Here is a 23,955-nt window from a genome sequence, read left to right as displayed (position 1 = left end):
CAATCCCTCAGGGGCATCGCCAAATCAACTCGGCGCTTTGACGCTTCGAAAGACGAGCTCAGGCCTAAGCAGCGTCGAAGGTAGCGCGCGCTTCGCGCACGGCCTCATGGTTGAGCTCGGCCCATTGGACGAGTTGATACAAGGGATGGAACATCGACCGTCCGAGGTCGGTCAGGCTGTATTCGACACCAGGTGGTCTGGTCGGGAACACCTCGCGATGCACGTAGCCATCACGTTGCAGCTCATGCAGCGTCTGCGTGAGCATGCGCTGCGAGATGTCGGGAACCAGCCGGCGCAGCTCCCCGAAGCGATAGGGCTTTTCCGCCAGCGCCATGACCAGCAACGGGCTCCATTTGCCATTGATGCCCCGCATGACGTCGCGAACCGGGCAATCAGCGAAATTGCCGCCATCCGTCATGGCTTTGTAGATCTCGAGCTTCGATTGCAGATTGACGATCTTGCCGTCCATCGCTGGTTCCCTGCGTGTGCCTACCTCCCGAAAAACTGCCTTCTTTACGGCAACAGGTCAATTCCTATTTTAGAGCTGGTCTCTTTTTGAGACCGCCACGGCACCCGCCGCTTCGGCGCAAAATCAGGATATCCCCCGATGACCGAAACCCTTCTCGTCACCGGCGCCTCAGGCCAGCTTGGCCGCGGTGTCATCCATTATCTCCTGGACGCGCACAAAGTTGCGCCGGCGCGGATCATCGCCACCACGCGCAATCCCGAAGGCCTAGCCGATTTGGCGGCGCGCGGCGTCGTTGTCAGGGCCGCCGACTTCAGCGACGCGGCCTCGCTGGAAAGCGCCTTCAAGGGCGCCGACAGGGTATTGATCATTTCGACCGGCGATCTCGATCTCAAAACCGGCAAGCGCCTGAAGCAGCACGAGACTGCCGTCGCTGCGGCCAAAAAGGCCGGCGTTTCGCACCTGCTCTACACCTCGATGCCCAACCCTGAGCCGGAATCGCCGGTCCTGTTTGCCGGCGACCACTACGGCACCGAGCAGGCGATCAAGGCCAGCGGCATCCCCTATACGATCTTCCGCAACGGCTGGTATCAGGAGAACCTGTTCATGGCGCTGCCGCACGCAATCGCCTCGGGACAGTGGTACACGTCCGCGGGCGACGGCCGCATTGCCCATGGCGCGCGCGACGACATGGCGGCAGCCATCGCCGCCGGCCTCGCTTCCGGCTCTACCGAAAGCAAGACCTACACGCTGACCGGCCCGCAGGCGCATACGACGGCCGAGATCGCCGCCCTGGTCAGTGAAGTCATCGGCAAACCGCTGGACGTCATCCAACTGCCCGACGAGGCCTTGACCGAGGGCGTGAAGGCGGCCGGCGTTCCCGAGGAATTCGCGCGCGTCATCGTTTCCTTCGACGCCAACACGCGCTCGGGCCGCATCGCCATGGTGACCGACGCGATAGAGACGCTTTCGGGCAGGAAACCGCAAACGCTGAGAGAGTTCCTCGAGGCGAACAAATCCGCCTTGGCCAGTTGAAGCCTGTGGTGCGGGAAGCCGGATAGGTCGGCTTCCCGCACCACTATTTCGATGTCTTGGTCAGCCCCAGCCGGATCAGGCTTTCGCCGGTCGCAACCAGCGCGTCTTCCCGCGAACGCGGCGCCCAGCCCAGCAGGCGCATGGCCTTCGCACTCGTTGCGTTCCTTGCCTTGCCCAACTCCGTCACGATCTGGGCCGCTTGCCCGTCGAACAGGCCGACGAGCCTCACCAGCCAATCCGGCAGCACTCTTGTCGGCACGCGCGACGCTGCATCGCCCAACCGAGCTTTCAGCGTCTGTGCGATCTCCAGCATCGTCATGAAATCCCCGCTGATGGCCAGGAAACGTTCGCCCTTGGCTGCGGGGTTGGTCATGGCGCGCAGATGCAGGTCCGCCACGTCCCGCACATCGACCACGCCGAACAGCATGCGCGGCAGACCCGGCATCGCGCCATCCAGCAGGCGTCCTATGAATTCTGTTGAGGTCGAATGGTCGGGCCCCAGAACCGGCCCGAAAATCCCGACTGGATTGACGACTGCCAGCTCCAAGGCGCCGCCTTGACCGGCAATGAAATCCCACGCGGCCCGCTCCGCCAGCGTCTTCGATTTCACGTAGGCGCTCACCTTGTCAGCCAGATTGGTCCAGTTCTCCTCCGTGAACGGGCGTCCGGCAATTGGCGTCTGGCCATAGCCGACGGCAGCAAAGGAGGACGTGAGCACGACGCGCCTGACGCCGGCATCTCGCGCCGCACGCAGCACCCGCAGCGCGCCTTCGCGGGCAGGAACGATCAGATCGTCCTCATGTTTCGGCACGCCGGACGGAAACGGCGAGGCGACATGGAGGACATAGTCGCAGCCGGCAACGGCTTGCGGCCAGCCTGCGTCGGCCATGAGATCGGCGTGGGCAAAGGAGAGCGCATCGCCCGGTTCGGCACCGCCGGCCTTCAGCATCGCCACAACATCGGCTTCGCGCTTGCTGGACCGCACCGTCGTGCGCACGCGGTAGCCTGCATCCAGCAGAGCCACGATGCAGTGAACGCCGAGGAAGCCAGATCCGCCGGACACAAGCACCAATTCGCCGCTCATGCCCGCCTCCTCGATGATCTAGTTTGAGCCCATCAAATTGCCACCTGCGTGCCGATCTCGACAACGCGCCCGGTCGGGATCTGGAAATACTCGGTCGCATCCGCCGCCGTGCGCGCCAGTCCGATGAACAGCTTGTCCTGCCACACCGGCATGCCGGAATTGGGCGAGGCCTTGAGCGAACGCCGCGACAGGAAGAAGGACGTCGTCATGATGTCGAACTTCCAACCCTGCTTGCGGCAGATCGCCAGCGCGCGCGGAATGTTCGGCTGTTCCATATAGCCGAAGTTCAGCGTCACCCGCATGAACAGCTCGTTGACCGTCTCCATCTTGACGCGGTCGCTGTCGGGCACCACCGGCTGCGGCGCCGTCACCACCGAAAGGATGACGTTCTGCTCATGCAGCACCTTGTAGTGCTTCAGGCTGTGCATCAACGCGGTCGGCGCGCTCAGCGGATCGCTGGTCAGGAACACGGCCGTGCCCGACACCAGCTGCGGCTTTTTCTTCAACAGATTGCCGGCCAGGAAATCGAGCGGGATCTCGTTGCGGCGGGTCTTGTCGAACAGATAGCGGCTGCCGCGCACCCAGGTCCACATGGCGAGCACGACGGTGAAGGCCACTGCCAGCGACGCCCAGCCGCCTTCGAAGACCTTGACGATGTTGGAGGCAAAGAAGCCGATATCGATGAAGACGAACAACGCCGTCATCGCGATTGCCACCCAGAGCCGCCATTTCCAGATACGGGTCATGATGACGTAGAGCAGCACCGTCGTCACCAGCATGTTGCCGGTGACCGAAATGCCGTAGGCCGAGGCAAGCCGGCTCGATTCGCCGAAACCGACGACCAGAAGCATCACCGTCAGCGCCAGCAGCAGATTGACGCGCGGCATGTAGATCTGGCCGGATTGTTTTTCCGACGTGTGCAGGATTTCGAGCCGCGGCAGCATGTTGAGCTGCACCGCCTGCCTGGTCAGCGAAAAGGCGCCGGAAATCACCGCCTGGCTGGCGATCACGGTTGCCGCCGTCGCCAGCACCACCATCGGGATAAGCGTCCATCCCTGGTTCATCTCGAAGAAGGGATGGCCGACGACGCCACCATGCGCCAGCACGAACGCGCCCTGCCCGGCATAGTTGAGCAGCAGGCAAGGGAACACGATCGCCAGCCAGGCGAGCACGATCGGCTTGCGCCCGAAATGGCCGAGATCGGCATAGAGCGCCTCGGCGCCGGTGACGGCCAGGAAGATAGCACCGATCGTGACGAAGGCGACGTCAGGCGAATTGATCAGGAAGGCGACGATATAGTGCGGGCTGACCGCCAGCAGGATTTCCGGGTCGTCGATGATGTGGTTGAGGCCGGAAAGCCCGATGGCCAGGAACCATACGGCCGTCACCGGGCCGAACACCAGGCCCACGCCGCCCGTGCCGAACCGCTGCACCGCGAACACCATGGCGAGAATGAGCAATGTCAGCGGCACCACATAGGGCTGAAACGTCGGCGTGACGACATTCATGCCCTCGACCGCGGAAAGCACCGAGATTGCCGGCGTGATGACGGCGTCACCAAAGAACAGCGAGGCGCCGACGATGCCGACGCCGAGGATGACCGCCGACCGCGTCGGGAAACTGCCGCGCGCCAGCGCCATCAGCGACAGCACGCCGCCCTCGCCGCGGTTGTCGGCGCGCAGCACGAACATGATGTATTTGATGGTGACGATGATCGTCAGCGACCAGATGATCAGCGACAGCACGCCGAGAATATCGCCGCGCTCGGCGACATCGCCGCCGGACGACGCATGCAATGCCTCACGAAACGCATAGATCGGACTGGTGCCGATGTCGCCATAAACCACGCCAAGCGCGCCCAGCATCAGCACCTTGGTGCTATGCTGCTCGACTTCAGGATGGCTCGATTGGTCGACGGTTTCTGCCTCACTACCAGTGTTGGCAAGGGCCATAAACGACACTCCGATAATCGCGCGGTGCTCTACGCTTGCTGCAATGCAATATCAAGTGCCCCAACGTTATGGCTTCCATGCCGGCAACGCGGGGCTTGCCTCTTTACCATCCGCAAGCCCTGAGAAACCGCCCCACCGTGCCGGCCATGCCATACTCCAACGCATCGGCTGTCAACCCATGTCCGATCGACACTTCGGCCAATGCCGGAATGCGCTTGGCCAGCGCCGGCAGGTTGTTCACCGTGAGATCGTGCCCGGCATTGACCTGCAGGCCCGCCGCAAGTGCTGCATCCGCGGTTTTTCCCAATCTTTCCAATTCCTTGGCCGCCTTGGCGGAATCGGAATGGCAGCTGCCATACGGCCCCGTGTAAAGCTCGATCCGGTCGGCGCCGATATTGCGCGCGATCCTGGCGCCGTCCGGGTCCGAATCGGAAAACAACGACACGCGCACACCTGCCTTTTTCAGGCGTTTGACGATCGGAGTGAGGAATGCGGCGTCCGTTGCGAAGTTCCAGCCATGGTCCGACGTGGCCTGGGCCGGGTCGTCGGGCACAAGCGTCACCTGTTCCGGCTGGTGCTTTTCCACAAGCGCCAGGAAATCCTCCGACGGATAGCCCTCTATGTTGAACTCGGCCTTGGGGAACTCATCGTCGATAAGGGCCCTGATCTCCGGCAAATCGGAGTGCCGCGTATGCCGCTCATCGGGTCGCGGATGCACCGTCAACCCATGCGCGCCGGCGGAGAGAGCGAGGCGCCCGAGCCCGATGACGCTCGGCCATGGCAGGTCGCGCCGGTTGCGCAGCATGGCGATGGCATTGAGGTTGACGGAGAGCTTTGCGGGCATGGCTTCGGGTCCAGTTTCACAGACGGGGCGCATCTATAGCGCCTTTGTCGGGAACAGACAGAGGGTTTCCGGTGTTCCAAGGGGATGAACCGCGAAAGGAACAGCCCTTGAATTTTCTCGACGCCGTGCCGGCGGTGCGCCGCATCGACACCGACCGTGACGACCTTTTCGCTGTCGATATCGTCGGCCATGTCGCGGCCGCCGACGCGGAAAACCTGTTCGGACTGCTGGAGGCCGCCTATGCGCTCCATCCGAAACTGGACGTGCTGGTGCGCCTGATCGACCACGACGGCGTCGACTGGCCCCACGTGTCCGACGAAACCGCCAGACAAGGCACGGCGCACGCCCTGGAGCATATCCGCCGCTGCGCCGCGGTGGGCGACCCGGACTGGATCCCCTATGCGCAGGGATTCTTCGCCACGCCGCCGCCTTTCGAACTCAGGCATTTCGACCGGGAGGACGAAGCGGCGGCATGGCGCTGGCTCGGCGCCAGGCCGGCCAAGCCGTCATGATCATCGGACGATCGTCAGCCGTTCGGCCGCGCGGGTGATTGCGGTGTAGAGCCAGCGCTGGCGGGTTTCCTTGAACGCCCAGCTTTCGTCGAACAGCACGATCTCGTTCCATTGCGAGCCCTGCGCCTTGTGCACGGTCAGCGCGTAGCCATAGTCGAAATCGTCGAAGCGCTTCTTCTGCTGCCAGGGAATCTCGGCATCCGGGTCCTCGAACGCCGCCTTGAGCAGCTTGATCTTGGCAACGCCGCGGTCCGGATCGTCCTCTTCCGGCGAGACCAGCAGGTTGATGCCCGGCTTCACCGTCTCGCGCGACGAGGTCATCACCTTCCACAGCGAACCGTTGAGCAGGCCTTTGGCCGGATCGTTGCGCAGGCAGACCAGCTTGTCGCCCGCTTGTGGGTAATCGGCATTGAAACCCTTCAGTTCGCGCAGCCGCTGGTTATAGCGCCGGCGCGTGCGGTTGGTGCCGACCAGCACCTGGTCCGCCTTCAGCACCAGCTCCTGGTTGACGTCTTCCTTGCCGATGACCTGCGCCGCGCCGTAGTCGCCGCGCATGAATTCGCGGCCCTCGCGCACGTCCAGCGCCAGCCGGATGATCGGATTGTCGCGCGCCTGGCGATGGATTTCGGTGAGCAGCGCGTCCGGTTCGTGGTCGGTGAAGAAGCCGCCGCCCGAGATCGGCGGCAACTGGCCGGGATCGCCGAGCACCAGGATCGGCGTGCCGAAGCTCATCAGGTCGCGGCCGAGCTGTTCGTCGACCATCGAGCATTCATCGATGATGACCAACTTGGCCCGCGAGATCGGGCTCTGCCGGTTGAGCGAGAAGGTCGGCGAAATCGAGGTCTTGCCGGTCACCTCGTCCGATACCGATTCCTCGCCCTTGGGCCTGTAGATCAGCGAATGGATGGTGCGGGCGTTGGTCGCCCCCTTGGAGCGCAGCACCTGCGCCGCCTTGCCGGTGAAGGCGGCGAACTGTACCTGGCCGTCGACATGCTCGGCGAAATAGCGCGCCAGCGTCGTCTTGCCGGTGCCCGCATAGCCGAACAGCCGGAACAGCTGCGGCCGGCCCTCCTTGAGCCAGCGCGCAACCGCCTTCAGGGCATCATCCTGTTGGGGAGAGAATTCCATCAGCGCGAAAGACCGGATTCGCAAGGGAAAGACAAGATCGGTTGCCAACCACCACTGTCAACGGCGGCAGGTTTGCCCGCCTCCAAGTTCAAAGGCTAGCAGACGACTATCAGAACGTAAAGAGAACAAACTGATAGATCCGCCACGACCTATTCGCTCGCCCCTGGATCATTCTCCAGCAGGATCGGCTTGCCGTGCGGCGTCGCATGCGCCGCGCGCTCCCAGGCACCGGCAAGCGCATCCACATCGCCTTTGCCGGCAACGCCCTTGGCCGACAGCAGGCTTTCCAGCGCCGCCAGCCAGTGCTCATAGTAGTCGTGGCCGTCGCTTGCAGCGCCGGGTTTCTTGACTTCGGCGGACAAGGCATCAGCCCATTCGCTCCAGGAAAACAGGCCTTTTTCGTGCAGCGCCACCGTCATGGCGAAGGCTTCGGCCTGCCATGGCTCGGCGAACACCGGCTGGTCGAAACCCGCCGGCAATCCGGCGGCGCCCTCATGCCGGCTCAAGATAGCTCTCCCAGGCGTCGATGGAGACGGTCAGTGTCGGGTCGGCGCCCTCGCCCCAGATCTCCCCGCCGTCGAAAACCACCGTGTAGACCCATTGCGGGTTCTCGCCCCGGCCATGTGCGTTGCTGTCGGGAAAGACGAAGCCGTCGCGCACCGCCTCGACGGTGCCTTGCTTGCCACGCGCATAGCGCGGCAGCCGCGTATGGCCCTCCGGATGGAAATTCTTGGTGCGCACGAGGTCGCCGGCCTTGAACCGCGCCGGAATCGCAACCGGCCGGTCGCAGGGACCGCCCCTGGCCAATGCCGCCGACACTTTTTCGGCCTTCAGCACCCTTTTGGGTGTGGCTGCCGGATCAAGCGCCTTGCCTGCGGCCAGATCGCGGTCGCTGATGAAACCGTGCCGCTTGAGCAGCACCTCTAGCGCCTTGATCCAGATCTGGTAGTAGCTCGAGGCATAGTAGTCGGCCGGGTGCAGCGATTCGCGCGCATGCCGGCTCTCGTCGATATTCCAGGCGCCCATGGCGCCGGCGGTAAGCGTCACGCCAAGCGCGCGCTTCTCCCAATCCGCATGGAAGTAAGGCTCGTCCCTTTCGGGCGCGACCGGCCCGAAACCCATCTGCCCGCCAAGGTCGTGCGGCCCGTTCATGCCGGTTCCTTCGCCAGGCCGGTGCCGATCATCGCATCGCGTGTCACCAGTTCGGCCAGCCGCTCCTCGCTCCAGCCTTCTGTTCCTCCCGGCCGCATCGGCACGACCAGATAGCGCAGCTCGGCGGTCGAATCCCAGACGCGGATCTTTGTGTCGGACGGCAAAGTCAGGCCGAATTCCTCCAGCACGCCGCGCGGATCGATCACCGCGCGCGAGCGGTAGGGCGGCGCCTTGTACCAGACCGGCGGCAGGCCGAGCACCGACCACGGATAGCAGGAGCACAGCGTGCAGACGACGAGGTTGTGCGTCTCCTCTGTGTTGAACACCGCCTGCATGTGCTCGCCCTGACGACCGGTATAGCTGAGCGAGGCGACCGCCGCCGTCGCATCGCGCTTCAGCCAGGCGGCGAACTCCGGGTCGACCCAGGCCTTCGCCACCACCCTGGCGCCGTTGCGCGGGCCGATTTTTGTCTCGTAGGCGTCGACAATGACGTCGATGGCGGCCGGATCGATCAGGCCTTTCTCGGTCAGGATCGTTTCCAGCGCGCGCACCCGCGCGGCGAAAGGATCGAGCTCGTTGTCGTGGTCATGATCATGGGACATGACACAAAATACGATCGCCGGAGCCCGGCCGCAAGCGCGACGCCTTGGGCCAGCGCCTCCTCACCCGGTCGATACTATTCGGCCGCCGCCTTCTGGGGTTCGATGTCCTGTTCTTCGTCGCGATCGAACAGCGACGGCTGCTCGACAGCCTCGACCGCCCGCAGCGTCGGTCGGCTTTTCTTCGAAAAGAAGCTGAGCAGCCAGCCGGAGAAATGCTCCATGTAGACATAGACCACCGGCGTGACGAAGAGTGTCAGCGCCTGCGAGGCAAGCAGGCCACCGACGACCGCGACGCCGAGCGGCTGGCGCAATTCGGCGCTGGCGCCGGTGCCGAGCGCGATCGGGAACGTGCCCATCAGCGCGGCCAGCGTCGTCATCATGATCGGACGAAAACGCATCAGGCAGGCCTTGTGGATGGACTCCGTCGCCGACATGCCTTCTCGTCGGAGTTCCAGCGCGACGTCGACCATCATGATGCCGTTCTTCTTCACGATGCCAATCAGCATCAGGATGCCGATCACCGCGATGACCGAAAGGTCCATGCCGGCAAACCGCAGCGCGACCACCGCACCGAGCACCGCCGATGGCAGGCCGGTCAGGATTGTGAGCGGATGGATGAAGCTCTCATAGAGCATGCCGAGCACGATATAGATGGTCAGGATCGAGCCGCCGATCAGCAGGCCCTGATTGGCGAGCGAATCCTGGAAGGTCTTGGCCGTGCCGGCAAAGGTCGTCGAGATCGCCGTCGGCATACCGATCTGCTCTTTGAGCGCGTTGATGCGCGTTACGCTGTCGCCCAGCGCCACGCCCTGTGGCAGATTGTAGGAGATGGTCACGGCCGGAAGCTGGCCGAGTTGGTTGACCGTCAAGGCGCCGGCCGTGCGATCGACCCGGGCGAAGGCGCCAAGCGGAACCAGACTACCGCTCGCCGTCCTCATCTGGATAGCGAGCATCCGCTCGGGCGACCATTCGATCTTGGGATCGAGCTCGGTGATGACTTCGTAGCTGTCGGCCGAACCGAAGATCGTCGAAACCTGATCGGTGCCGAACCCGCCATAGAGGGCTGAGCGCAGCGTGTCGGTGTCGATGCCGAGCTGCGCGGCTTTGTCGCGATCCACCACCAGCGTCGCCTGCAGTGCATTGTTCTGGAGGTCGCTGGTGACGTCGGTGAAGGTCGCATGGTCGGCCGCCATCGCGTCATTCATCTTCTGCGCCCAGATATCGGTCTGGCCGGTATCGAGGCCCTGAACCACAAGCTGGTAGGCGCTGGCCGACGACCGTGAACCCAGCCTCAAGTTCTGCACCGGCTGCATGTAGGTCTCGATACCGGCCACGCCGGCCAGCTGTCGCCTTAGATCCGAAAGCACCTTCTCGATGTCGGGCCGCTGGTCCTTGCCCTTGAGCTGGACGAAGAGCTGCCCCTGGTTGAGCGCATTGTTGCCACTGCCCGCCGACCACGCCACATGGTCGACATAGGGCGAATGCGAGAAGACGCTGGCCACCTGCCCTTGCAGCTTCGCCATGGCGTCAAACGAGATGTCCTGGCGCGCGATGGTCGTCACCGATATCTGGCCGATATCCTCCTGCGGGAAGAAGCCCTTCGGCGAGACCTGGATCAGCCACACCGACGCTGCCGCGGTTCCGATGAAGACCAGGAACACCAGGAAGGTGTGCCGCAGGCAGAAGCTCAAGATCCGGTCGTAGCCCCGCGTGATGAAATCGCGCCTGTGGCCATCGCCGTGCGCCTCGCGGTCGGCCTTGGTCACCGAAAGCAACCGCGAACAAAGCATCGGGGTCAGTGTCAGCGAGACGAACATCGACGCCAGGATGGCGACCGTCACCACGACGGCGAACTCGTTGAAGATGCGGCCGATCACGCCGCCCATCAAAAGCACAGGGATGAAAACCGCCACCAGCGAGATCGAGATCGAGATGATGGTGAAGCCGATCTCACGCGCGCCTTTCAGCGACGCATCGAAGGCCGAGAGCCCATCCTCCTCCATATGGCGGAAGATGTTCTCCAGCATGACGATGGCATCGTCGACGACGAGGCCGACCGCCAGCGTCAGTCCCATCAGCGAGATGTTGTCGATCGAAAAGCCGAACAGGAACATCGCGCCGAGCGTGGCGATCAGCGAGATCGGCACCGCCACGGCCGGGATGATGGTCGCCGTCACCCGGCGCAGGAACACAAAGATCACCATGACTACCAGCGCGATGGTCAACAGCAGCGTGAACTGCACGTCGTCGACGGCCTGACGGATCGAGGTCGAACGGTCGTTGAGCAACTTGATGCTGGCGGCGGCCGGCATCTGGTCCTCGAAGGACGGCAGCATCGCCTTGACCTTGTCGACGACGTCGACGGTGTTGGCGTCGGGCTGGCGCTGCACGGCCATGATGATGGCGCGCGTGCCGTCATACCAACTCGCCGTCGTCGTGGTCTGCACCGAATCGACGACGCGGGTCACCTCGCCCAGCCGTACCGGGTGACCGTCTTTGGTGGCGATGATGAGGTTGGAGAAGCCCGCAGCGTTGGTCAGCTGGGTGTTGGCGGTGATGGTCAGCTGCTGCTTGTTGTTCTGCAGAACGCCGAGCGGCGTGTTGCTGTTGGCCGACGCAACCGCCGCCTGCAGCTGGTCGATGGAAATGCCGCGCGCGGCAAGCGCGGTCGGATCGATCTGGATGCGCACCGCGTATTTCTGCTGGCCGTAAATGGATACCTGCGCGACGCCGTCGATCGTCGACAGCGACGGCGAGATCACGTTGTCGGCGAACGCATCGAGGTCGGTCAGCGGAACGGTGTCGCTGACCAGCGACATCAGCAGGATCGGCGCATCGGCCGGATTGACCTTGCGATAGCTCGGCGGCGCCGTCATCTGCGGCGGCAGCGATTTCTGGGTGCGCGCAATCGCCGCTTGCACGTCGGCCGCCGCCGCGTCGATATCGCGGTTGAGCACGAACTGGATGGCGATCGACGTTGAGCCGAGTGAGTTGGTGGTCGAGATCGAATCGATGCCGGCAATGGTGGCGAACTGTTTGATCAGCGGCGTCGCCACCGAGGTCGCCATGGTCTCCGGCGAGGCGCCAGCCAACTGGGCCGAAACGTTGACGACTGGAAATTCGGCGCTGGGCAGTGCTGCCACGGGCAGGAATTTGTAAGCGAACAGTCCGCCCAGCACGAGGGCGAACGACATCAGAAGGGTGGCGACGGGCCTGCGAATGCAGAATTCGGAAATCATGGGCGCGCCTCGCCGGCCTTGTCGGCACCGCTCGCCTTGTCGGCTTGCGCCACCTTGGGAGCTGCCTGATCGCCGGTGCCGGCCGAAGCCTTGCCTTCATGCACGGCAGCGCCGTCCTTCAGCCTGGTCTGGCCTTCGGTGACAACCCTCTCACCGCTTTTCAGCCCCTGGCTGATGGCGCTGTTGTCGCCTTCGGTCAGCGCCACCTGCACCGGCCGCATCTCGACGGTGTTGTCCGGCTTGACCACATAGACGAACGGCCCCTTCTGGCTGGGCTGCACCGCAACCGTCGGAACCGAGGTCATTTGCGGCATCGTGCCGGCGTCGAGCACGACATTCACATACTGGCCAGGCCACAGCGAAAGGTCGGGGTTTGGTATGCTGGCCCTGGTGGCGATGGTGCCGGACGCCGTGTCGACGCTGGAATCGACGAAATCCAGCGTGCCCTTGCCGATCGGCGTCGGGTCGCCATCCTTGGTCAGCGTCACGGACCCCTTCTGCGGCGAGGCCAAGGCCTTGTGCAGCAGGGCGAGGTTGCTTTCAGGCAGGTTGAAGTTGACTTGCAGCGGGTCCATCTGCGTGATGGTGACGAGCGGCGTCGTGGTGCTGCCGCCGTTGCTGGTGGTAACGAGATCGCCGACCGAGACATTGACGGCACCGAGCCTGCCGGAGATCGGCGCCGAGATGGTGGCGTAGCTCAACTGGACGGTATCGGCATCGATCGTCGCCTTGTCGGCATCGATGGTTGCGGCCGCGGCCTTCTGCGCCGCCAGTGCCTGATCGTAGGTCTGCTGCGTGCCGGCCTGCTTGGCGACAAGGTCCTTGGCGCGCTGAAGATCCGCCGTGGCGCTGGCGAGCAGCGCCTGGTCCTTGACGAGCGTCGCCTGGTCCTTGGCCAACTGTGCCTTCAAGGCACGGTCGTCGAGCGACAACAAAAGGTCGCCGGCCTTCACCATCTGGCCGTCCTTGACCGCGATCGCCACGATCTGGCTGGATACCCGGGCGTTGATACTGACCACCGCCGGCGAAGACACGAAGCCGATGGCATAGCGGCGGATGGGGAAGTCCGCCGTCGTGGCCGTCGCGGCAACGATCGAAGCCGAGCGGGCGCCGCTGGCACCGGCTGCCGGCTTGTCCGAAGCCTTGGCGGTCTTGTCCGTCGCCGCCGCCTGCTGGCCCGAAATCAGTTGCTGGACCTTGCCCATGGCCGTGGGCGAAAGATAGAGACCGGCCGCTGCCAGGCAGATCACCGCAATCACCGCAAGGAGGATTTTTGCGCGCATCGACAACAAGCCTCTCATCCGACACGCCGAACCCGGTGGTCTTGTTCCAGCTCAAATCACGGCTCCGCGCCGCGAATTCGCCGAATAGATAGGACACGCCTTTGTCGGAAAAGGGCCAAAACACGGCATTACGAAGATTTAATGTGCACTGCACAATAACGAAGCAACTGAACCAAGGTGTGCTGAGATTCAGGTCAGGCCGGCATCACCTGAATATCAGCCCGCCTTAGCGCAGCATCGGCCACAGAGTTGCCGCCAGCAGCACGCCCATGGCGATGTTGAACCATTTCAGCCGCATCGGATCCGACAGAAAACCGCGCAGCGCGGTGCCGAAACCAGCCCACACCGAAACGCTCGGCAGGTTGACGATGGCGAACGCCATCGAGATCAGCACCACCGACAGGAACGGATGATTGGGATTGGTGTAGACGGCCATGGCAGTGATCGCCATCACCCAGGCCTTGGGGTTGACCCACTGGAACGCGGCGGCATCGATGAACCGCATCGGATTTGCCTGCGCCTCGCCCTTGCTAGCCATCGAGCGCGACATGGCGATCTTCCAGGCGAGATAGAGCAAATAGACGCCGCCGGCGATCTTCAATCCGGTGTGCAGCATGGGAAACGCCGTCAGCACCGCGCCAAGTCCAAAACCGACGGCAAGCAATAGAATGAGAAAACCGATGCCGATGCCCAGCATGTGCGGCACGGTTCTCACAAAGCCGAAATTCACGCCCGAGGCCAGCAGCATGAGATTGTTCGGTCCGGGCGTGACCGAGGTAACGAAGGCATAGACCAAAAGCGCCAGGAACGCTTCGAACGACATGACTTCCTCCCAAGATTAGGTCAACAATATTGTCCTTTCTCGCCGGACGCACAAAGGCCACCGCGGAGCGGCAGGCAGGCCAGGCAATCAGGACTTGAAAAGCGGTTAGCCGGCGCGAGGCGCCGGGGCGCTACATCCCTTGCGGGCCGCGGTTCATCGCCGCCACGCCGGTGCGACAGATTTCGACCAGGCCGAGCGGCTTCATGATGGCGATGAACTGGTCGAGCTTGGAGCCCTTGCCGGTGATCTCGAAAATGAAATGCTCGGTGTTGGCGTCGATGACGCTGGCGCGGAAGGCGTCGGCGAGCCTGAGCGCCTCGACCCGGGCCTCGCCGGTGCCGGCGACCTTGACCAGCGCCAGTTCCCGCTCCAGCGGCCGCTCCTGGCCAAGCTCGCGCGAGCGCACGGTGAGGTCGACGACGCGGTGCACCGGCACGATGCGCTCGAGCTGATGCTTGATCTGCTCCAGCACATGCGGCGTGCCGCGCGTCACGATGGTGATGCGCGACAGGTGTTTTTCGTGCTCGGTCTCGGAGACGGTGAGGCTCTCGATGTTGTAGCCGCGCCCGGAAAACAGGCCGATGACCCGGGCAAGCACGCCCGGCTCGTTGTCGACCAGCACGGAAAGCGTGTGGTTTTCGGGCTTTTCCGTTTCCTTGGCGATGAAATAGGCGGAGCCGGTCGGCTGTAGCTGTGCGTTCATGACATGAATCTCGATTTCAGACTTTTGAGCTAATTCTCTGTTTCCGCACGGCTTCTTCCGACAGCCCTGCCTCGGCTGATATCACACCAGTTCCCTGCCCTTGGCGTCGATGGCGTTGGCCACGGCCTCGTCGGTGGCCTCGTCGGGCAGGAGCATCTCGTTATGCGCCTTGCCCGACGGGATCATCGGGAAGCAGTTGGCGAGCGTCGCCACCCGGCAGTCGAACAGCACCGGCTTCTTCACCGAAATCATCTCCTTGATCGCGTCGTCCAGCTCGTCCGGCTTGTCGCAGCGAATGCCGTGGCCGCCATAGGCCTCGGCCAGCTTGACGAAGTCAGGCATCGCCTCGGTATAGGAATGCGACAACCGGTTGCCGTGCAGCAGCTGCTGCCACTGCCGAACCATGCCCATATACTGGTTGTTGAGGATGAAGATCTTGATCGGCGCATTGTACTGCACCGCCGTGCTCATCTCCTGCATCGTCATCTGCACCGAGGCATCTCCGGCGATGTCGATGACCAGTGCGTTGGGATGCGCGATCTGGACGCCGAGCGCGGCCGGCAGGCCATAGCCCATCGTGCCCAGCCCACCGGAGGTCATCCAGCGGTTCGGCTTCTCGAAATGATAGTGCTGCGCCGCCCACATCTGGTGCTGGCCGACCTCGGTGGTGATGTAGGTGTCCATGTCCTTGGTCAGCGCATAGAGCCGCTGGATGGCGTATTGCGGCATGATCACGTCGTGGTTCATCTTGTAGGCGAGCGAGTCCCGCGCGCGCCATTTGGCGATCTGCTCCCACCAGGGGTGCAGCGCCTTCTTGTCGGCCTTGGCGCTTGCCCGCCACAGCCGCACCAGATCCTCCAGAACCCGGCCGACATCACCGATGATCGGCACGTCGGTGTGGACGTTCTTGTTGATCGACGACGGATCGATGTCGATGTGGATCTTCTTCGAATTCGGCGAGAACGCGTTGAGCCGGCCGGTGATGCGGTCGTCGAAGCGCGCGCCGATGCAGATCATCACATCGCAATCATGCATGGCCATGTTGGCCTCGTAGGTGCCGTGCATGCCGAGCATGCCGACCCAGTTCTTGCCGGAAGCCGGATAGGCGCCGAGCCCCATCAGCGTCGAGGTGATGGGAAAGCCGGTCAGGTCGACCAGTTCGCGCAGCAGATGGCTGGCCTCGGAGCCGGAGTTGATGACACCGCCGCCCGAATAGATGATCGGCCTTTTGGCACCGGCCATCAATTCGACCGCTGCCTTGACCTTGTCGAGGTCGCCCTGGACCTTCGGCTGGTAGCTGGTGCGCGGCGCCGTCTGCGGCGGCACATACATGCCCTTGGCGAACTGCACGTCCTTCGGGATGTCGACCACGACCGGGCCGGGACGCCCGGTGGTCGCGACATGGAAAGCCTCGTGGATGGTCGCGGCCAGTTCGTTGACGTCCTTCACCAGCCAGTTGTGCTTGGTGCAGGGGCGCGTGATGCCGACGGTGTCGCATTCCTGGAACGCGTCGGAGCCGATCAGCGAAGTCGGCACCTGCCCGGTCAGGCAGACGAGCGGGATCGAGTCCATCAGCGCATCCTGCAGCGGCGTCACCGCATTGGTGGCGCCAGGCCCCGAGGTCACCAGCATGACGCCGGCCTTGCCGGTCGAGCGCGCATAGCCTTCCGCCGCATGGCCCGCCCCCTGCTCATGGCGGACGAGGATGTGCTCGACCTCGTCCTGCTGGAAGATTTCATCGTAGATCGGGAGAACGGCGCCACCCGGATAGCCGAAGACGTGCTTGACGCCGTTGTCCTTCAGCGCCTGCACCACCATTTCGGCGCCCGTCATTTCGCGCCGCTCACTCTGTCCATTGCTCATCGGTCTGGTCCCGTGCTGTCCGCCATCTGGCGATTGCTGGTCGTTTAGTCGTGTTTCGGGCAATAAAAAAGGCCCCCGAGGGAGCCTGTGTGTTGCGCATGGGAGGTTTTCGCCCGGCGGTTACACCGCCTTGCCCACGCGCTTTCCTACGAGAATGAGTGCCGTTTTCATGGTCGCGGACACTAGAGGCGGGAAAGCCGGCCTGTCAACGGCAAAAATGACGCCGGCCGCCGGGGCGATCCGTTGAGGAGGCAATCATCGGGGCGGCTTGCAATGCGAAACGCGCGGATCGCATTTCTGCGCCTTCTTCGCCATCGGCGGGCGATGCGGCGCGACCCTCTGCGTGCCATGATGCGGTGGCGCGTGCATCGCCAGCATTTGCTGGCGGCTGAACTGCTTCTGGGGCGCATGCGCCAGACGCTGCTGCGGCGGCACCTTTCCGGGTGCCGACTGCACAGTGACGCGCCTGCCGCCGCCATGAGCTTGCGGCATCTGGGCTTGTGCATTGCCGGCGGTCATCCGCTTGCGCTTCTTGTCGTGCGGGTTCTGCGTTACCTCGGCAACCGAAGCCGCAGGCGAAATCGTCTTGCCGCCCGACAGCTTTTTTGGCCCTTGGCCGGAAACATTTGGTGCGTTGGCGATTGCAGGCGCCCCGGACATCGGGTTGCCGTTCAGCTTCTTGATCGCCTCGCCCTTCGATGGATCGAGCCGGGCCTCGGCAATGACGCCCTTGCGCGGCGGAACCACCTTCGCCGCCCTGATCGATGTCACCACCGATTGGGGAAGCCGCTGCAGGCGGGGACCGGCATTGATCGCAACCACCTGGTTGCCGAGCCGAACGCGCGGCGCATTGTTCACGACCACCGTCTGGTTGATGATCGTCGTGTTGCGGATGATGGTGACGTTTTCCCTGACGGGCCTAACCACGGTTACAAGGTCGGCTGCGCCGATCGCCGCCACCGGCGCGAAGCACCACCAGTCCTCGTTGAACACGACATCGCCATCACGTGGCGGCGCCGGAGCCCAGCCGATATCATCGCCGCCCTGTCGCCAGACCACCCAGGCCGGTGCCCATTCATAGCCGGCGACCCAGACCCAGCCGAACTCCGGATCATAGGCCCAGCGGCCATAGTGATAGACAATGTCGCCGAACGGCTCGGCCGACTCCCAATACCAGCCGTCGTCGGTCCAGACCCAGCGGCCTTCGGTGTAGGGCCGCCATTCGGACCGCACGGACGGAACCCACACTTCACCGAAGCGGTTGGAGGTTCGCCATCCACCATAGTTTGAGAGCCGTTCCCGGACGATCACGGAGATCACCGCTGCATGCGCCGCCTCGGAGGCCGGCGCAAGCAGCGGACTGCCCAGGCTTCCAGCGAGCGCCAGGGCCAGGGCGATGGCCGCCGCCCGTGCACGCAAGGCGACCGGGTTGATCGAAGACATTTGCATAACGCGCTCCAGAGTTTCCGCATCCACGAACCGCCCCGTGCCCGCATCGTCCCTGCCTCTCGGTTGTCAGCGCCCAGCGTGGCTGCATTGCGGCACAGGGCAATCACGATCTCGCGACCAACAGGACGTTCGTCCTGTTTTCGAGCACCGCCTGCCCGGTGCCCATAAGAAGCGGCGCAAACCGTCTGCGTTCCCATCAAACCATTGAAAACGCGCCAAACTATTGGAGGGCGTGACGCGATGGCGGTTTTGGCGAAATACTTTCGCCGCGCCGGACAATGCCCCCGCCACGCGCTCACCCAAGAAGCGATCCCAAGACCCGGAGGAAACTGATGCTGGAAAAGGCCCCGAACAAGAAGCTTGCCGACCTGCTCGACAAATTCGGCAAGGCTCTCGCCGCCGGCGATATCGACAAGGCCGTCGCCTGCTTTCAGGACGACTGCTACTGGCGCGATCTCGTCACCTTCACCTGGAACATCAAGACTATGGAAGGCCGCGACCAGGTGCGCGATATGCTGCTGAGCCAACTGGCGAAGACGAAACCCTCGAACTGGGCGATCGCCGAAGGCGAGGATGCCACGGAAAGCGACGGACTGCTCGAAGGCTGGATCAGCTTCGAGACGGAAGCGGCGCGCGGCTTCGGCCACATCAGGCTGAAGGACGGCAAGATCTGGACGCTGCTCACCACCATGGTCGAGTTGAAGGGCCACGAGGAGCCGGCCGGCTTCGCCCGGCCGATTGGCGCCAAGCATGGCCATGGCAAGAACCGTCCGACCTGGAAGGAAGAGCGCGAGAGAGAGGCGGCCGAGTTAGGCTTCAAGACGCAGCCGCACACGCTGATCATCGGCGGTGGCCAGGGCGGCATCGCGCTCGGCGCCCGGCTGCGGCAGCTCGGCGTACCGACCATCATCGTCGAGAAGAACGAGCGCGCCGGCGACAGCTGGCGCAAGCGCTACAAGTCGCTCTGCCTGCACGACCCGGTCTGGTACGACCATCTGCCCTATATCGATTTCCCGAAGAACTGGCCCGTCTTCTCGCCCAAGGACAAGATCGGCGACTGGCTGGAAATGTACACCAAGGTCATGGAGCTGAATTACTGGTCCTCGACCGAGGCCAAGAGCGCCACCTACGACGACAAGAAGAAGGAATGGACCGTCATCGTCCACCGCGACGGCAAGGACATCACGCTGAAGCCGAAGCAGCTGGTGCTGGCGACCGGACAATCCGGCAAGGCCAACATGCCGAACTTCAAGGGCATGGACAGCTTCAAGGGCGATCAGCACCATTCCTCGCAGCACACCGGCCCCGATGCCTATGCTGGCAAGCGCACCGTCGTCATCGGCTCGAACAATTCAGCCCACGACATTGCCGCGGCGCTTTGGGAGGCCGGCGCCGATGTCACCATGGTGCAGCGCTCGACCACGCATATCTCCAGATCCGACACGCTGATGGAAATCGGGCTCGGTTCGCTCTACTCGGAAAAAGCCGTGCAAGGAGGCATGACCACGGCCAAGGCCGACCTCATCTTTGCTTCCCTGCCCTACAAGATCCTGCATGAATTCCAGATCCCGGCCTATGCCGAGATGAAGAAGCGCGATGCCGACTTCTACAAGGGCCTGGAGAAGGCCGGCTTCATGCTCGACTGGGGTGATGACGATTCCGGCCTGTTCATGAAGTATCTCAGGCGCGGCTCGGGATACTACATCGACGTCGGCGCGTCCGACCTGATCATCGACGGTTCGATCAAGCTGAAGAGCGGCGTTGAGGTGAAGGAGATCAAGGAGCATTCGGTCCTGCTCAGTGACGGATCGGAACTGCCGGCCGACCTCATCGTCTATGCCACCGGCTACGGCTCGATGAATGGTTGGGCGGCCGACCTGATCTCCCGGGAGGTCGCCGACAAGGTCGGCAAATGCTGGGGTCTCGGCTCCTGCACCACCAAGGACCCGGGCCCCTGGGAAGGCGAATTGCGCAACATGTGGAAGCCGACACAGCAGGAAGCGCTGTGGTTCCACGGCGGCAACCTGCACCAGTCGCGCCACTATTCGCAGTTCCTGTCGCTGCAACTGAAGGCGCGGCATGAAGGCATCCCGACGCCGGTCTACGGGCTACAGCAGGCGCACCACAAGGGATAGTCCGCTACCCACAAAGAGGCGTACCCCGCGCGGCGTTTCCGCCGCGCGGGGTCTTCCGTTTTCAGGCCCTGAGCACCACGCCCCTGGCCTTGGCCCAGCGCTCGACGATCTTGCGCTCCTCCGGCGTGGCGACGCGATTGCCGAAACCGCGCACCTGCACCGCACAGTTTTGCGGGTCGAGCTCGATCGTCAGCAGCCGCTCGATCTTGCCGAGCGCCGTGCGCCGCAGCACCCAGATCGAGGCATTGCCGGCGATGCATTTCGCCGCGTACATCGAGACGCAGTGATGCATCGCCCGGCTCTCGGCAACCAGATCCTCGGCCGTCTTCAGCTGGCGAACGAAGAAGCGTTCGCCATGCGCCTTCGCCTCCTTGGCCGACGGCTTCCACTCCCAGTCCTCGAGACGCGAGCCGTCCCAGGCGCGGCTCTCCGACTGCGGTCCGGCAGTACGTGGAGCCCGCCCGGCAGCGCGGCGGCGCATTGCCTCTATGCGTTCGATCGCGGCAATGTCGCGGTGCCATTCCAACATCTGCCGGCGCAGCGAGGCGAGCGTGCGGCCCTTCAGGCTGTAGGCGGCGTCGCGCTGGTGCATGGCGCCTATGTAGTCGCAGAGATCGTCGATCTCCTCCTTCGACGCCGGATGCCCGCAGAAGAACCGCGTCACCTCGCGCCAGAAGGCCAGCTCGCCGCGCGGCGTGCGCGCGATCTTGGTCCGCGCAAGGCGGGCTGCCAACCCGGGATCATCCGTGTAGGACCGCACGATCGCCAACCAGAACGCCTCGTCGAAGGTGAAATCGCCGGCCGCGTTCAGGAAGCAATGCACCTCCTTGCGCGACAGCCACGCATTGGCGCCCGCCTTGTAGAGCGAGTCGCCACGCGCGACCGCGACATACCAGGCCTTGCGGAGCGCGACCTCGTTGGCATCCAGCCCCGAAGCGTCCAGCCAGACGGCCTCGAGCGCGACCGAGACCGGGTAGCGCGCATAGAGATGGCGCGCCGCGGCCAGCCGCAGGCGCGCGCGGTCGCGCGTCTTCAGCTTCGGACGCCACAGCGCGCCATCGCGGATAGCGACGCCGGCAAAGCCCCGGCGCGCCTCATCAAGCGCCCGCTCGAAATCCGGAGCGGGACGCGCGACGTGGGAAACCCGACGCAGCGTTGCGGCATATGCTTCGATGCGCTCGCGCTCGGCGTCCTGCCTGCGCTGGATCATGGACTTTGCCATGGCCGTTCTTCCTGATTGGAACCCTGTCAGCCGCACGCAATTCCAGCGTCGGCACGGTCTGTGTCGATCTGGATTGCCGGGACATTGACGGGTCTCCTTTCAGGAAGACGGGTTAGGAATGGGCGGCGTCTCTACGCTCGCAGCGAACTCGACGCAAGAGCCATTCCTTCAATGTTTACAATGGGCTGAGAGGGTGTTGCGAAAGCGCATCTCAGGCCTATGAGCAGCCGCCATCGTCGGCGGAGAACTCTCGGCTCCCCACCGTTTGGATGGAACGTTACGACACGGCGAACCGCGTACAGACGATGACCCCGCATCGCAGCGCGCCGGTCGTCAGATTGTCAGGAAGTGGGGAACCCGCTGTGGCGCGAGCCAGCCGACCGTCCGCCGCGGAGGCGCAAAACGTGTGAACAAGATCTCATCGTCGCCTCCATCAAAAGTGTGGTCGATACGGTGCGGCAAATGAAAAGGAAGGCCGCATATTGGGCGCGGCTAATACATCGGAACAAGCGCAACAGCAAGACGGCGAACGTGCTTGCCATCGATGGGTTCGAACGAACCGGCGAGCCGGCCGGGCTCGCCGCGGAAGCGATCGGCAGCGAGACGCGATCGCTTGCGGCCGGCAGGCGCTCGCGGCAGTCATCCGGCCGGTATGCAGTCACCGCGTTTTCGCCGTCGAAGCAGAAGCACATGGGCTGTCTTCTCCAGTGAGGGTTGCGTCAGTCGCGATCACGGAACTCGCGGACGACCCGCTGCAGTAGCGGCACGTAATCGCGAAAGGTCCGTGTCTTCATGTTGGCGACCTTGCCGCCCTCATCCCAGATGCGGACGCGCACCGCTTCTTCGTGGAACGGGTTCTTGCGGAACTCCGCCAGCTCCTCGGCGCTCATCGGCCCACCCTGCAGCGACAGCGTGTGGACGGAGGCCTGCGAGAGCTTGCCGAAATAGGTCGGATCGGTGGCGCAGAGATAGCGCTTGGCCGAGACGTGCAGCCTGACGCATTCGACGATCACCGGCGGGAAGAACGGCGCCAGCACTTCGCCGCCGGCCTCGTCATGGTGCTTGTCCTCGACATCGTCGGGCGAGTAGGTGCCGAACTCGCTGGTGTAGTGGCCGATGTCGTGCAGCAGCGCGGCCGCCACCAGGACGTCAGGTGCGCCGTCCTGCTCGGCGAGCCACGCCCCTTGCAGCATATGCTCGGCCATCGTCACCGGCTCGCCGAGATAGGATTCGGCGCCCCGGCGTTCAAAAATGTCAGCGATGAACTCGACAATGTTGTCCGCGTTCAGGTCCTGGCCGCTCATTCCGCCGCCTCCCTGAACCCGTGTTCGATCGCCGCAAGCGTCGACAGCAGGCCGTCCTTGTCTGCGTAACAGCCTTGCAGCCAGCGCTTGCCGGTGCCGGAAAACGCCTTGCGCGCATGCATGACGCGGGTGTTGTCGACGATGAAGGCCTGCCCGGCTTCGAGCTTGAACGTCACTTCGAAACGGGGATCCTCGATCAGTTCGGCGAACCGGCGATAGGCCGCATAGTATTTGCCCATCTCGGCGAAGGGCACGTCGACCGTCGGCGCCAGCGAGCGGTTGTTGAAGCGAATACAGAGCAGTTCGCCATCGGGTCCAAGCTCGATCATCGGCCGCTTGGCCTGCAGCCGCACGCCCGACGAGCCGGCATATTCGAAGCGCGCCGGATAGGAGCTCAGCAGGCGGAACCCTTCCGGGTCCTCGCTCTGCAGTGCCTCGGCGACCGCGAAGCCATCGACGACGCTGGACTCGCCGCCCTCCACCGTGTTCTCGATGCAGGCCAGGATCTGCAGCGTCGGCACCGGATCGCGATAGGGATTGTCGGTGTGCGCCTGAAGGCCGAGATTGGTGTAGGCCAGGTTGCTCGGATTGACCTCGGCGCGCACCTCGAACCAGCGGCCGTAATTGGTCTCCCTGATATAGCCGAACAGATCGGACACTTTGCACAGTGCACCGGATTCTGTGGGCACCCCGTCCATCACCGCAAAGCCGAAGCGCCTCACAGCCGAAAGCCATTCGCGCAGGGTTTGGCGATCATGGTTGGCGGCGGCGTAGTTGGCGCGCGGCACCGAAGCCTGCATGGTGGCCTTGGTCCAGCGCTCGACCGCATCGCTCGTCCAGCCCCCTTTGCGCAGCTCGACGCGGTCGTAGGCGTGCGCGCCAAGCCATTCCGCGGGAAAGCTGACCGCCTTTCCTTCGGGCGCGAAGCTGAGCTCCAGGGCACCGGGCTTGATCTGAGCCGTGCCGATGCGCGTATCGGCCGGAATGTCGAGAATGGTGATCAGTCGTTGGCCGTTGCCGGCGCTACGCGTCTTGTCGTCGAGTGCATTGTCGCGCAGCCATACTGCGTGAAAGCGGGTGCGCGTCCCGTCTTCCCAGCCAAGTTCGATCGTTCTTCCTTCGTCGCCGATGAGCGCGTGGGTCAGCATGTATCCCGTTC

21 protein-coding genes are annotated in these 23,955 nt (G+C 63.8%); 4 read left to right on the top strand and 17 right to left on the bottom strand.

All coding sequences use genetic code 11. From position 1 onward, the window contains the following. Positions 1-64: 64 nt before the first annotated feature. Positions 65-469, bottom strand: coding sequence for a winged helix-turn-helix transcriptional regulator (locus tag AC1RUK_RS07255; protein WP_481836168.1), 405 nt, complete (start codon positions 467-469; stop codon positions 65-67). Positions 470-607: 138 nt separating this feature from the next. Here AC1RUK_RS07255 and AC1RUK_RS07250 point away from each other — a divergent pair, with 138 nt between their 5' ends. Continuing rightward, positions 608-1,501, top strand: coding sequence for an SDR family oxidoreductase (locus AC1RUK_RS07250; RefSeq protein ID WP_481836169.1), 894 nt, complete (start codon positions 608-610; stop codon positions 1,499-1,501). A 43-nt stretch (positions 1,502-1,544) separates the two neighbouring features. Here AC1RUK_RS07250 and AC1RUK_RS07245 read toward each other — a convergent pair whose 3' ends face one another. From AC1RUK_RS07245 to AC1RUK_RS07235, 3 genes are all read right to left on the bottom strand, one after another. After that, positions 1,545-2,585 carry an SDR family oxidoreductase gene (locus tag AC1RUK_RS07245; RefSeq protein WP_481836170.1) on the bottom strand — a complete coding sequence of 347 codons (1,041 nt, stop codon included), beginning with the start codon at positions 2,583-2,585 and terminating at the stop codon, positions 1,545-1,547. Positions 2,586-2,617: 32 nt separating this feature from the next. Continuing rightward, positions 2,618-4,537, bottom strand: a complete 1,920-nt coding sequence (locus tag AC1RUK_RS07240; protein WP_481836171.1) for a potassium transporter Kup — start codon at positions 4,535-4,537, stop codon at positions 2,618-2,620. A 103-nt stretch (positions 4,538-4,640) separates the two neighbouring features. Further along, positions 4,641-5,381 (bottom strand): pyridoxine 5'-phosphate synthase, encoded by a 741-nt coding sequence (locus AC1RUK_RS07235; RefSeq protein ID WP_481836172.1) that lies wholly within the window; start codon positions 5,379-5,381, stop codon positions 4,641-4,643. A gap of 107 nt (positions 5,382-5,488) precedes the next feature. On the opposite strand from AC1RUK_RS07235, the gene AC1RUK_RS07230 reads away from it, so the two are divergent. Next, the gene (locus AC1RUK_RS07230) at positions 5,489-5,893 is read left to right on the top strand and encodes a SpoIIAA family protein (RefSeq protein WP_481836173.1); all 405 of its coding nucleotides are present in this window, start codon (positions 5,489-5,491) and stop codon (positions 5,891-5,893) included. On the opposite strand, the gene AC1RUK_RS07225 is transcribed toward AC1RUK_RS07230, so the two are convergent. The 10 genes from AC1RUK_RS07225 to AC1RUK_RS07180 all read right to left on the bottom strand — a co-directional run bounded on the left by AC1RUK_RS07225 (position 5,894) and on the right by AC1RUK_RS07180 (position 18,129). Beyond that, positions 5,894-7,021, bottom strand: coding sequence for an ATP-dependent DNA helicase (locus tag AC1RUK_RS07225; protein WP_481839555.1), 1,128 nt, complete (start codon positions 7,019-7,021; stop codon positions 5,894-5,896). Between the two features lie 149 nt (positions 7,022-7,170). Then, positions 7,171-7,527, bottom strand: a complete 357-nt coding sequence (locus AC1RUK_RS07220) for a nitrile hydratase accessory protein (protein WP_481836174.1) — start codon at positions 7,525-7,527, stop codon at positions 7,171-7,173. Then, positions 7,514-8,173 carry a nitrile hydratase subunit beta gene (nthB, locus tag AC1RUK_RS07215; RefSeq protein WP_481836175.1) on the bottom strand — a complete coding sequence of 220 codons (660 nt, stop codon included), beginning with the start codon at positions 8,171-8,173 and terminating at the stop codon, positions 7,514-7,516. The genes AC1RUK_RS07220 and nthB overlap by 14 nt, the downstream gene beginning before the upstream one ends. Next, positions 8,170-8,775 carry a nitrile hydratase subunit alpha gene (gene nthA, locus AC1RUK_RS07210; RefSeq protein ID WP_481836176.1) on the bottom strand — a complete coding sequence of 202 codons (606 nt, stop codon included), beginning with the start codon at positions 8,773-8,775 and terminating at the stop codon, positions 8,170-8,172. Before nthA ends, nthB begins: the two co-directional genes overlap by 4 nt. A 74-nt stretch (positions 8,776-8,849) precedes the next feature. Continuing rightward, positions 8,850-12,014 carry an efflux RND transporter permease subunit gene (locus AC1RUK_RS07205; RefSeq protein ID WP_481836177.1) on the bottom strand — a complete coding sequence of 1,055 codons (3,165 nt, stop codon included), beginning with the start codon at positions 12,012-12,014 and terminating at the stop codon, positions 8,850-8,852. Beyond that, positions 12,011-13,297 carry an efflux RND transporter periplasmic adaptor subunit gene (locus AC1RUK_RS07200; protein ID WP_481836178.1) on the bottom strand — a complete coding sequence of 429 codons (1,287 nt, stop codon included), beginning with the start codon at positions 13,295-13,297 and terminating at the stop codon, positions 12,011-12,013. Before AC1RUK_RS07200 ends, AC1RUK_RS07205 begins: the two co-directional genes overlap by 4 nt. 226 nt (positions 13,298-13,523) lie before the next feature. Next, positions 13,524-14,120, bottom strand: a complete 597-nt coding sequence (locus tag AC1RUK_RS07195; protein ID WP_481836179.1) for a LysE family translocator — start codon at positions 14,118-14,120, stop codon at positions 13,524-13,526. A 130-nt stretch (positions 14,121-14,250) separates the two neighbouring features. Then, the gene (ilvN, locus tag AC1RUK_RS07190) at positions 14,251-14,823 is read right to left on the bottom strand and encodes an acetolactate synthase small subunit (protein WP_436172405.1); all 573 of its coding nucleotides are present in this window, start codon (positions 14,821-14,823) and stop codon (positions 14,251-14,253) included. A gap of 81 nt (positions 14,824-14,904) precedes the next feature. After that, positions 14,905-16,656: an acetolactate synthase 3 large subunit gene (locus AC1RUK_RS07185; RefSeq protein WP_246800937.1), complete on the bottom strand. Its 1,752-nt coding sequence runs from the start codon at positions 16,654-16,656 to the stop codon at positions 14,905-14,907. Between the two features lie 285 nt (positions 16,657-16,941). Beyond that, positions 16,942-18,129 (bottom strand): DUF6600 domain-containing protein, encoded by a 1,188-nt coding sequence (locus tag AC1RUK_RS07180; protein ID WP_481836180.1) that lies wholly within the window; start codon positions 18,127-18,129, stop codon positions 16,942-16,944. 338 nt (positions 18,130-18,467) lie between these two features. On the opposite strand from AC1RUK_RS07180, the gene AC1RUK_RS07175 reads away from it, so the two are divergent. After that, the gene (locus tag AC1RUK_RS07175; protein WP_481836181.1) at positions 18,468-20,270 is read left to right on the top strand and encodes an NAD(P)/FAD-dependent oxidoreductase; all 1,803 of its coding nucleotides are present in this window, start codon (positions 18,468-18,470) and stop codon (positions 20,268-20,270) included. A 61-nt stretch (positions 20,271-20,331) separates the two neighbouring features. Here AC1RUK_RS07175 and AC1RUK_RS07170 read toward each other — a convergent pair whose 3' ends face one another. Beyond that, positions 20,332-21,492 carry a PcfJ domain-containing protein gene (locus tag AC1RUK_RS07170; RefSeq protein ID WP_481836182.1) on the bottom strand — a complete coding sequence of 387 codons (1,161 nt, stop codon included), beginning with the start codon at positions 21,490-21,492 and terminating at the stop codon, positions 20,332-20,334. Between the two features lie 348 nt (positions 21,493-21,840). Here AC1RUK_RS07170 and AC1RUK_RS07165 point away from each other — a divergent pair, with 348 nt between their 5' ends. Further along, the gene (locus AC1RUK_RS07165; protein WP_481840209.1) at positions 21,841-22,203 is read left to right on the top strand and encodes a hypothetical protein; all 363 of its coding nucleotides are present in this window, start codon (positions 21,841-21,843) and stop codon (positions 22,201-22,203) included. Positions 22,204-22,211: 8 nt separating this feature from the next. Here the strand turns inward: AC1RUK_RS07165 and tmpB are convergent, their stop codons facing one another. Further along, entirely contained in the window at positions 22,212-22,796 is a 585-nt protein-coding gene (gene tmpB / locus AC1RUK_RS07160; RefSeq protein WP_481836184.1) for a (R)-1-hydroxy-2-trimethylaminoethylphosphonate oxygenase, read from the bottom strand. Then, positions 22,793-23,944, bottom strand: coding sequence for a 2-trimethylaminoethylphosphonate dioxygenase (gene tmpA, locus AC1RUK_RS07155; protein WP_481836185.1), 1,152 nt, complete (start codon positions 23,942-23,944; stop codon positions 22,793-22,795). The genes tmpB and tmpA overlap by 4 nt, the downstream gene beginning before the upstream one ends. Between the last annotated feature and the right edge of the window lie 11 nt (positions 23,945-23,955).

The organism is Mesorhizobium monacense (assembly GCF_056781675.1).
Note: the sequence above shows the minus strand (reverse complement) of the source record. Positions and strands in the feature narration are given on the sequence as shown.

Bases quoted from the DNA above. Each gene is read 5' to 3' on its own strand.
- AC1RUK_RS07255 (WP_481836168.1), bottom strand. From the start codon at position 469: ATGGACGGCAAGATCGTCAATCTGCAATCGAAGCTCGAGATCTACAAA.
- AC1RUK_RS07250 (WP_481836169.1), top strand. From the start codon at position 608: ATGACCGAAACCCTTCTCGTCACCGGCGCCTCAGGCCAGCTTGGCCGC.
- AC1RUK_RS07245 (WP_481836170.1), bottom strand. From the start codon at position 2,585: ATGAGCGGCGAATTGGTGCTTGTGTCCGGCGGATCTGGCTTCCTCGGC.
- AC1RUK_RS07240 (WP_481836171.1), bottom strand. From the start codon at position 4,537: ATGGCCCTTGCCAACACTGGTAGTGAGGCAGAAACCGTCGACCAATCG.
- AC1RUK_RS07235 (WP_481836172.1), bottom strand. From the start codon at position 5,381: ATGCCCGCAAAGCTCTCCGTCAACCTCAATGCCATCGCCATGCTGCGC.
- AC1RUK_RS07225 (WP_481839555.1), bottom strand. From the start codon at position 7,021: ATGGAATTCTCTCCCCAACAGGATGATGCCCTGAAGGCGGTTGCGCGC.
- nthB (WP_481836175.1), bottom strand. From the start codon at position 8,173: ATGAACGGGCCGCACGACCTTGGCGGGCAGATGGGTTTCGGGCCGGTC.
- nthA (WP_481836176.1), bottom strand. From the start codon at position 8,775: ATGTCCCATGATCATGACCACGACAACGAGCTCGATCCTTTCGCCGCG.
- AC1RUK_RS07205 (WP_481836177.1), bottom strand. From the start codon at position 12,014: ATGATTTCCGAATTCTGCATTCGCAGGCCCGTCGCCACCCTTCTGATG.
- AC1RUK_RS07200 (WP_481836178.1), bottom strand. From the start codon at position 13,297: ATGCGCGCAAAAATCCTCCTTGCGGTGATTGCGGTGATCTGCCTGGCA.
- AC1RUK_RS07195 (WP_481836179.1), bottom strand. From the start codon at position 14,120: ATGTCGTTCGAAGCGTTCCTGGCGCTTTTGGTCTATGCCTTCGTTACC.
- ilvN (WP_436172405.1), bottom strand. From the start codon at position 14,823: ATGAACGCACAGCTACAGCCGACCGGCTCCGCCTATTTCATCGCCAAG.
- AC1RUK_RS07185 (WP_246800937.1), bottom strand. From the start codon at position 16,656: ATGACGGGCGCCGAAATGGTGGTGCAGGCGCTGAAGGACAACGGCGTC.
- AC1RUK_RS07180 (WP_481836180.1), bottom strand. From the start codon at position 18,129: ATGTCTTCGATCAACCCGGTCGCCTTGCGTGCACGGGCGGCGGCCATC.
- AC1RUK_RS07175 (WP_481836181.1), top strand. From the start codon at position 18,468: ATGCTGGAAAAGGCCCCGAACAAGAAGCTTGCCGACCTGCTCGACAAA.
- AC1RUK_RS07170 (WP_481836182.1), bottom strand. From the start codon at position 21,492: ATGGCAAAGTCCATGATCCAGCGCAGGCAGGACGCCGAGCGCGAGCGC.
- tmpB (WP_481836184.1), bottom strand. From the start codon at position 22,796: ATGAGCGGCCAGGACCTGAACGCGGACAACATTGTCGAGTTCATCGCT.
- tmpA (WP_481836185.1), bottom strand. From the start codon at position 23,944: ATGCTGACCCACGCGCTCATCGGCGACGAAGGAAGAACGATCGAACTT.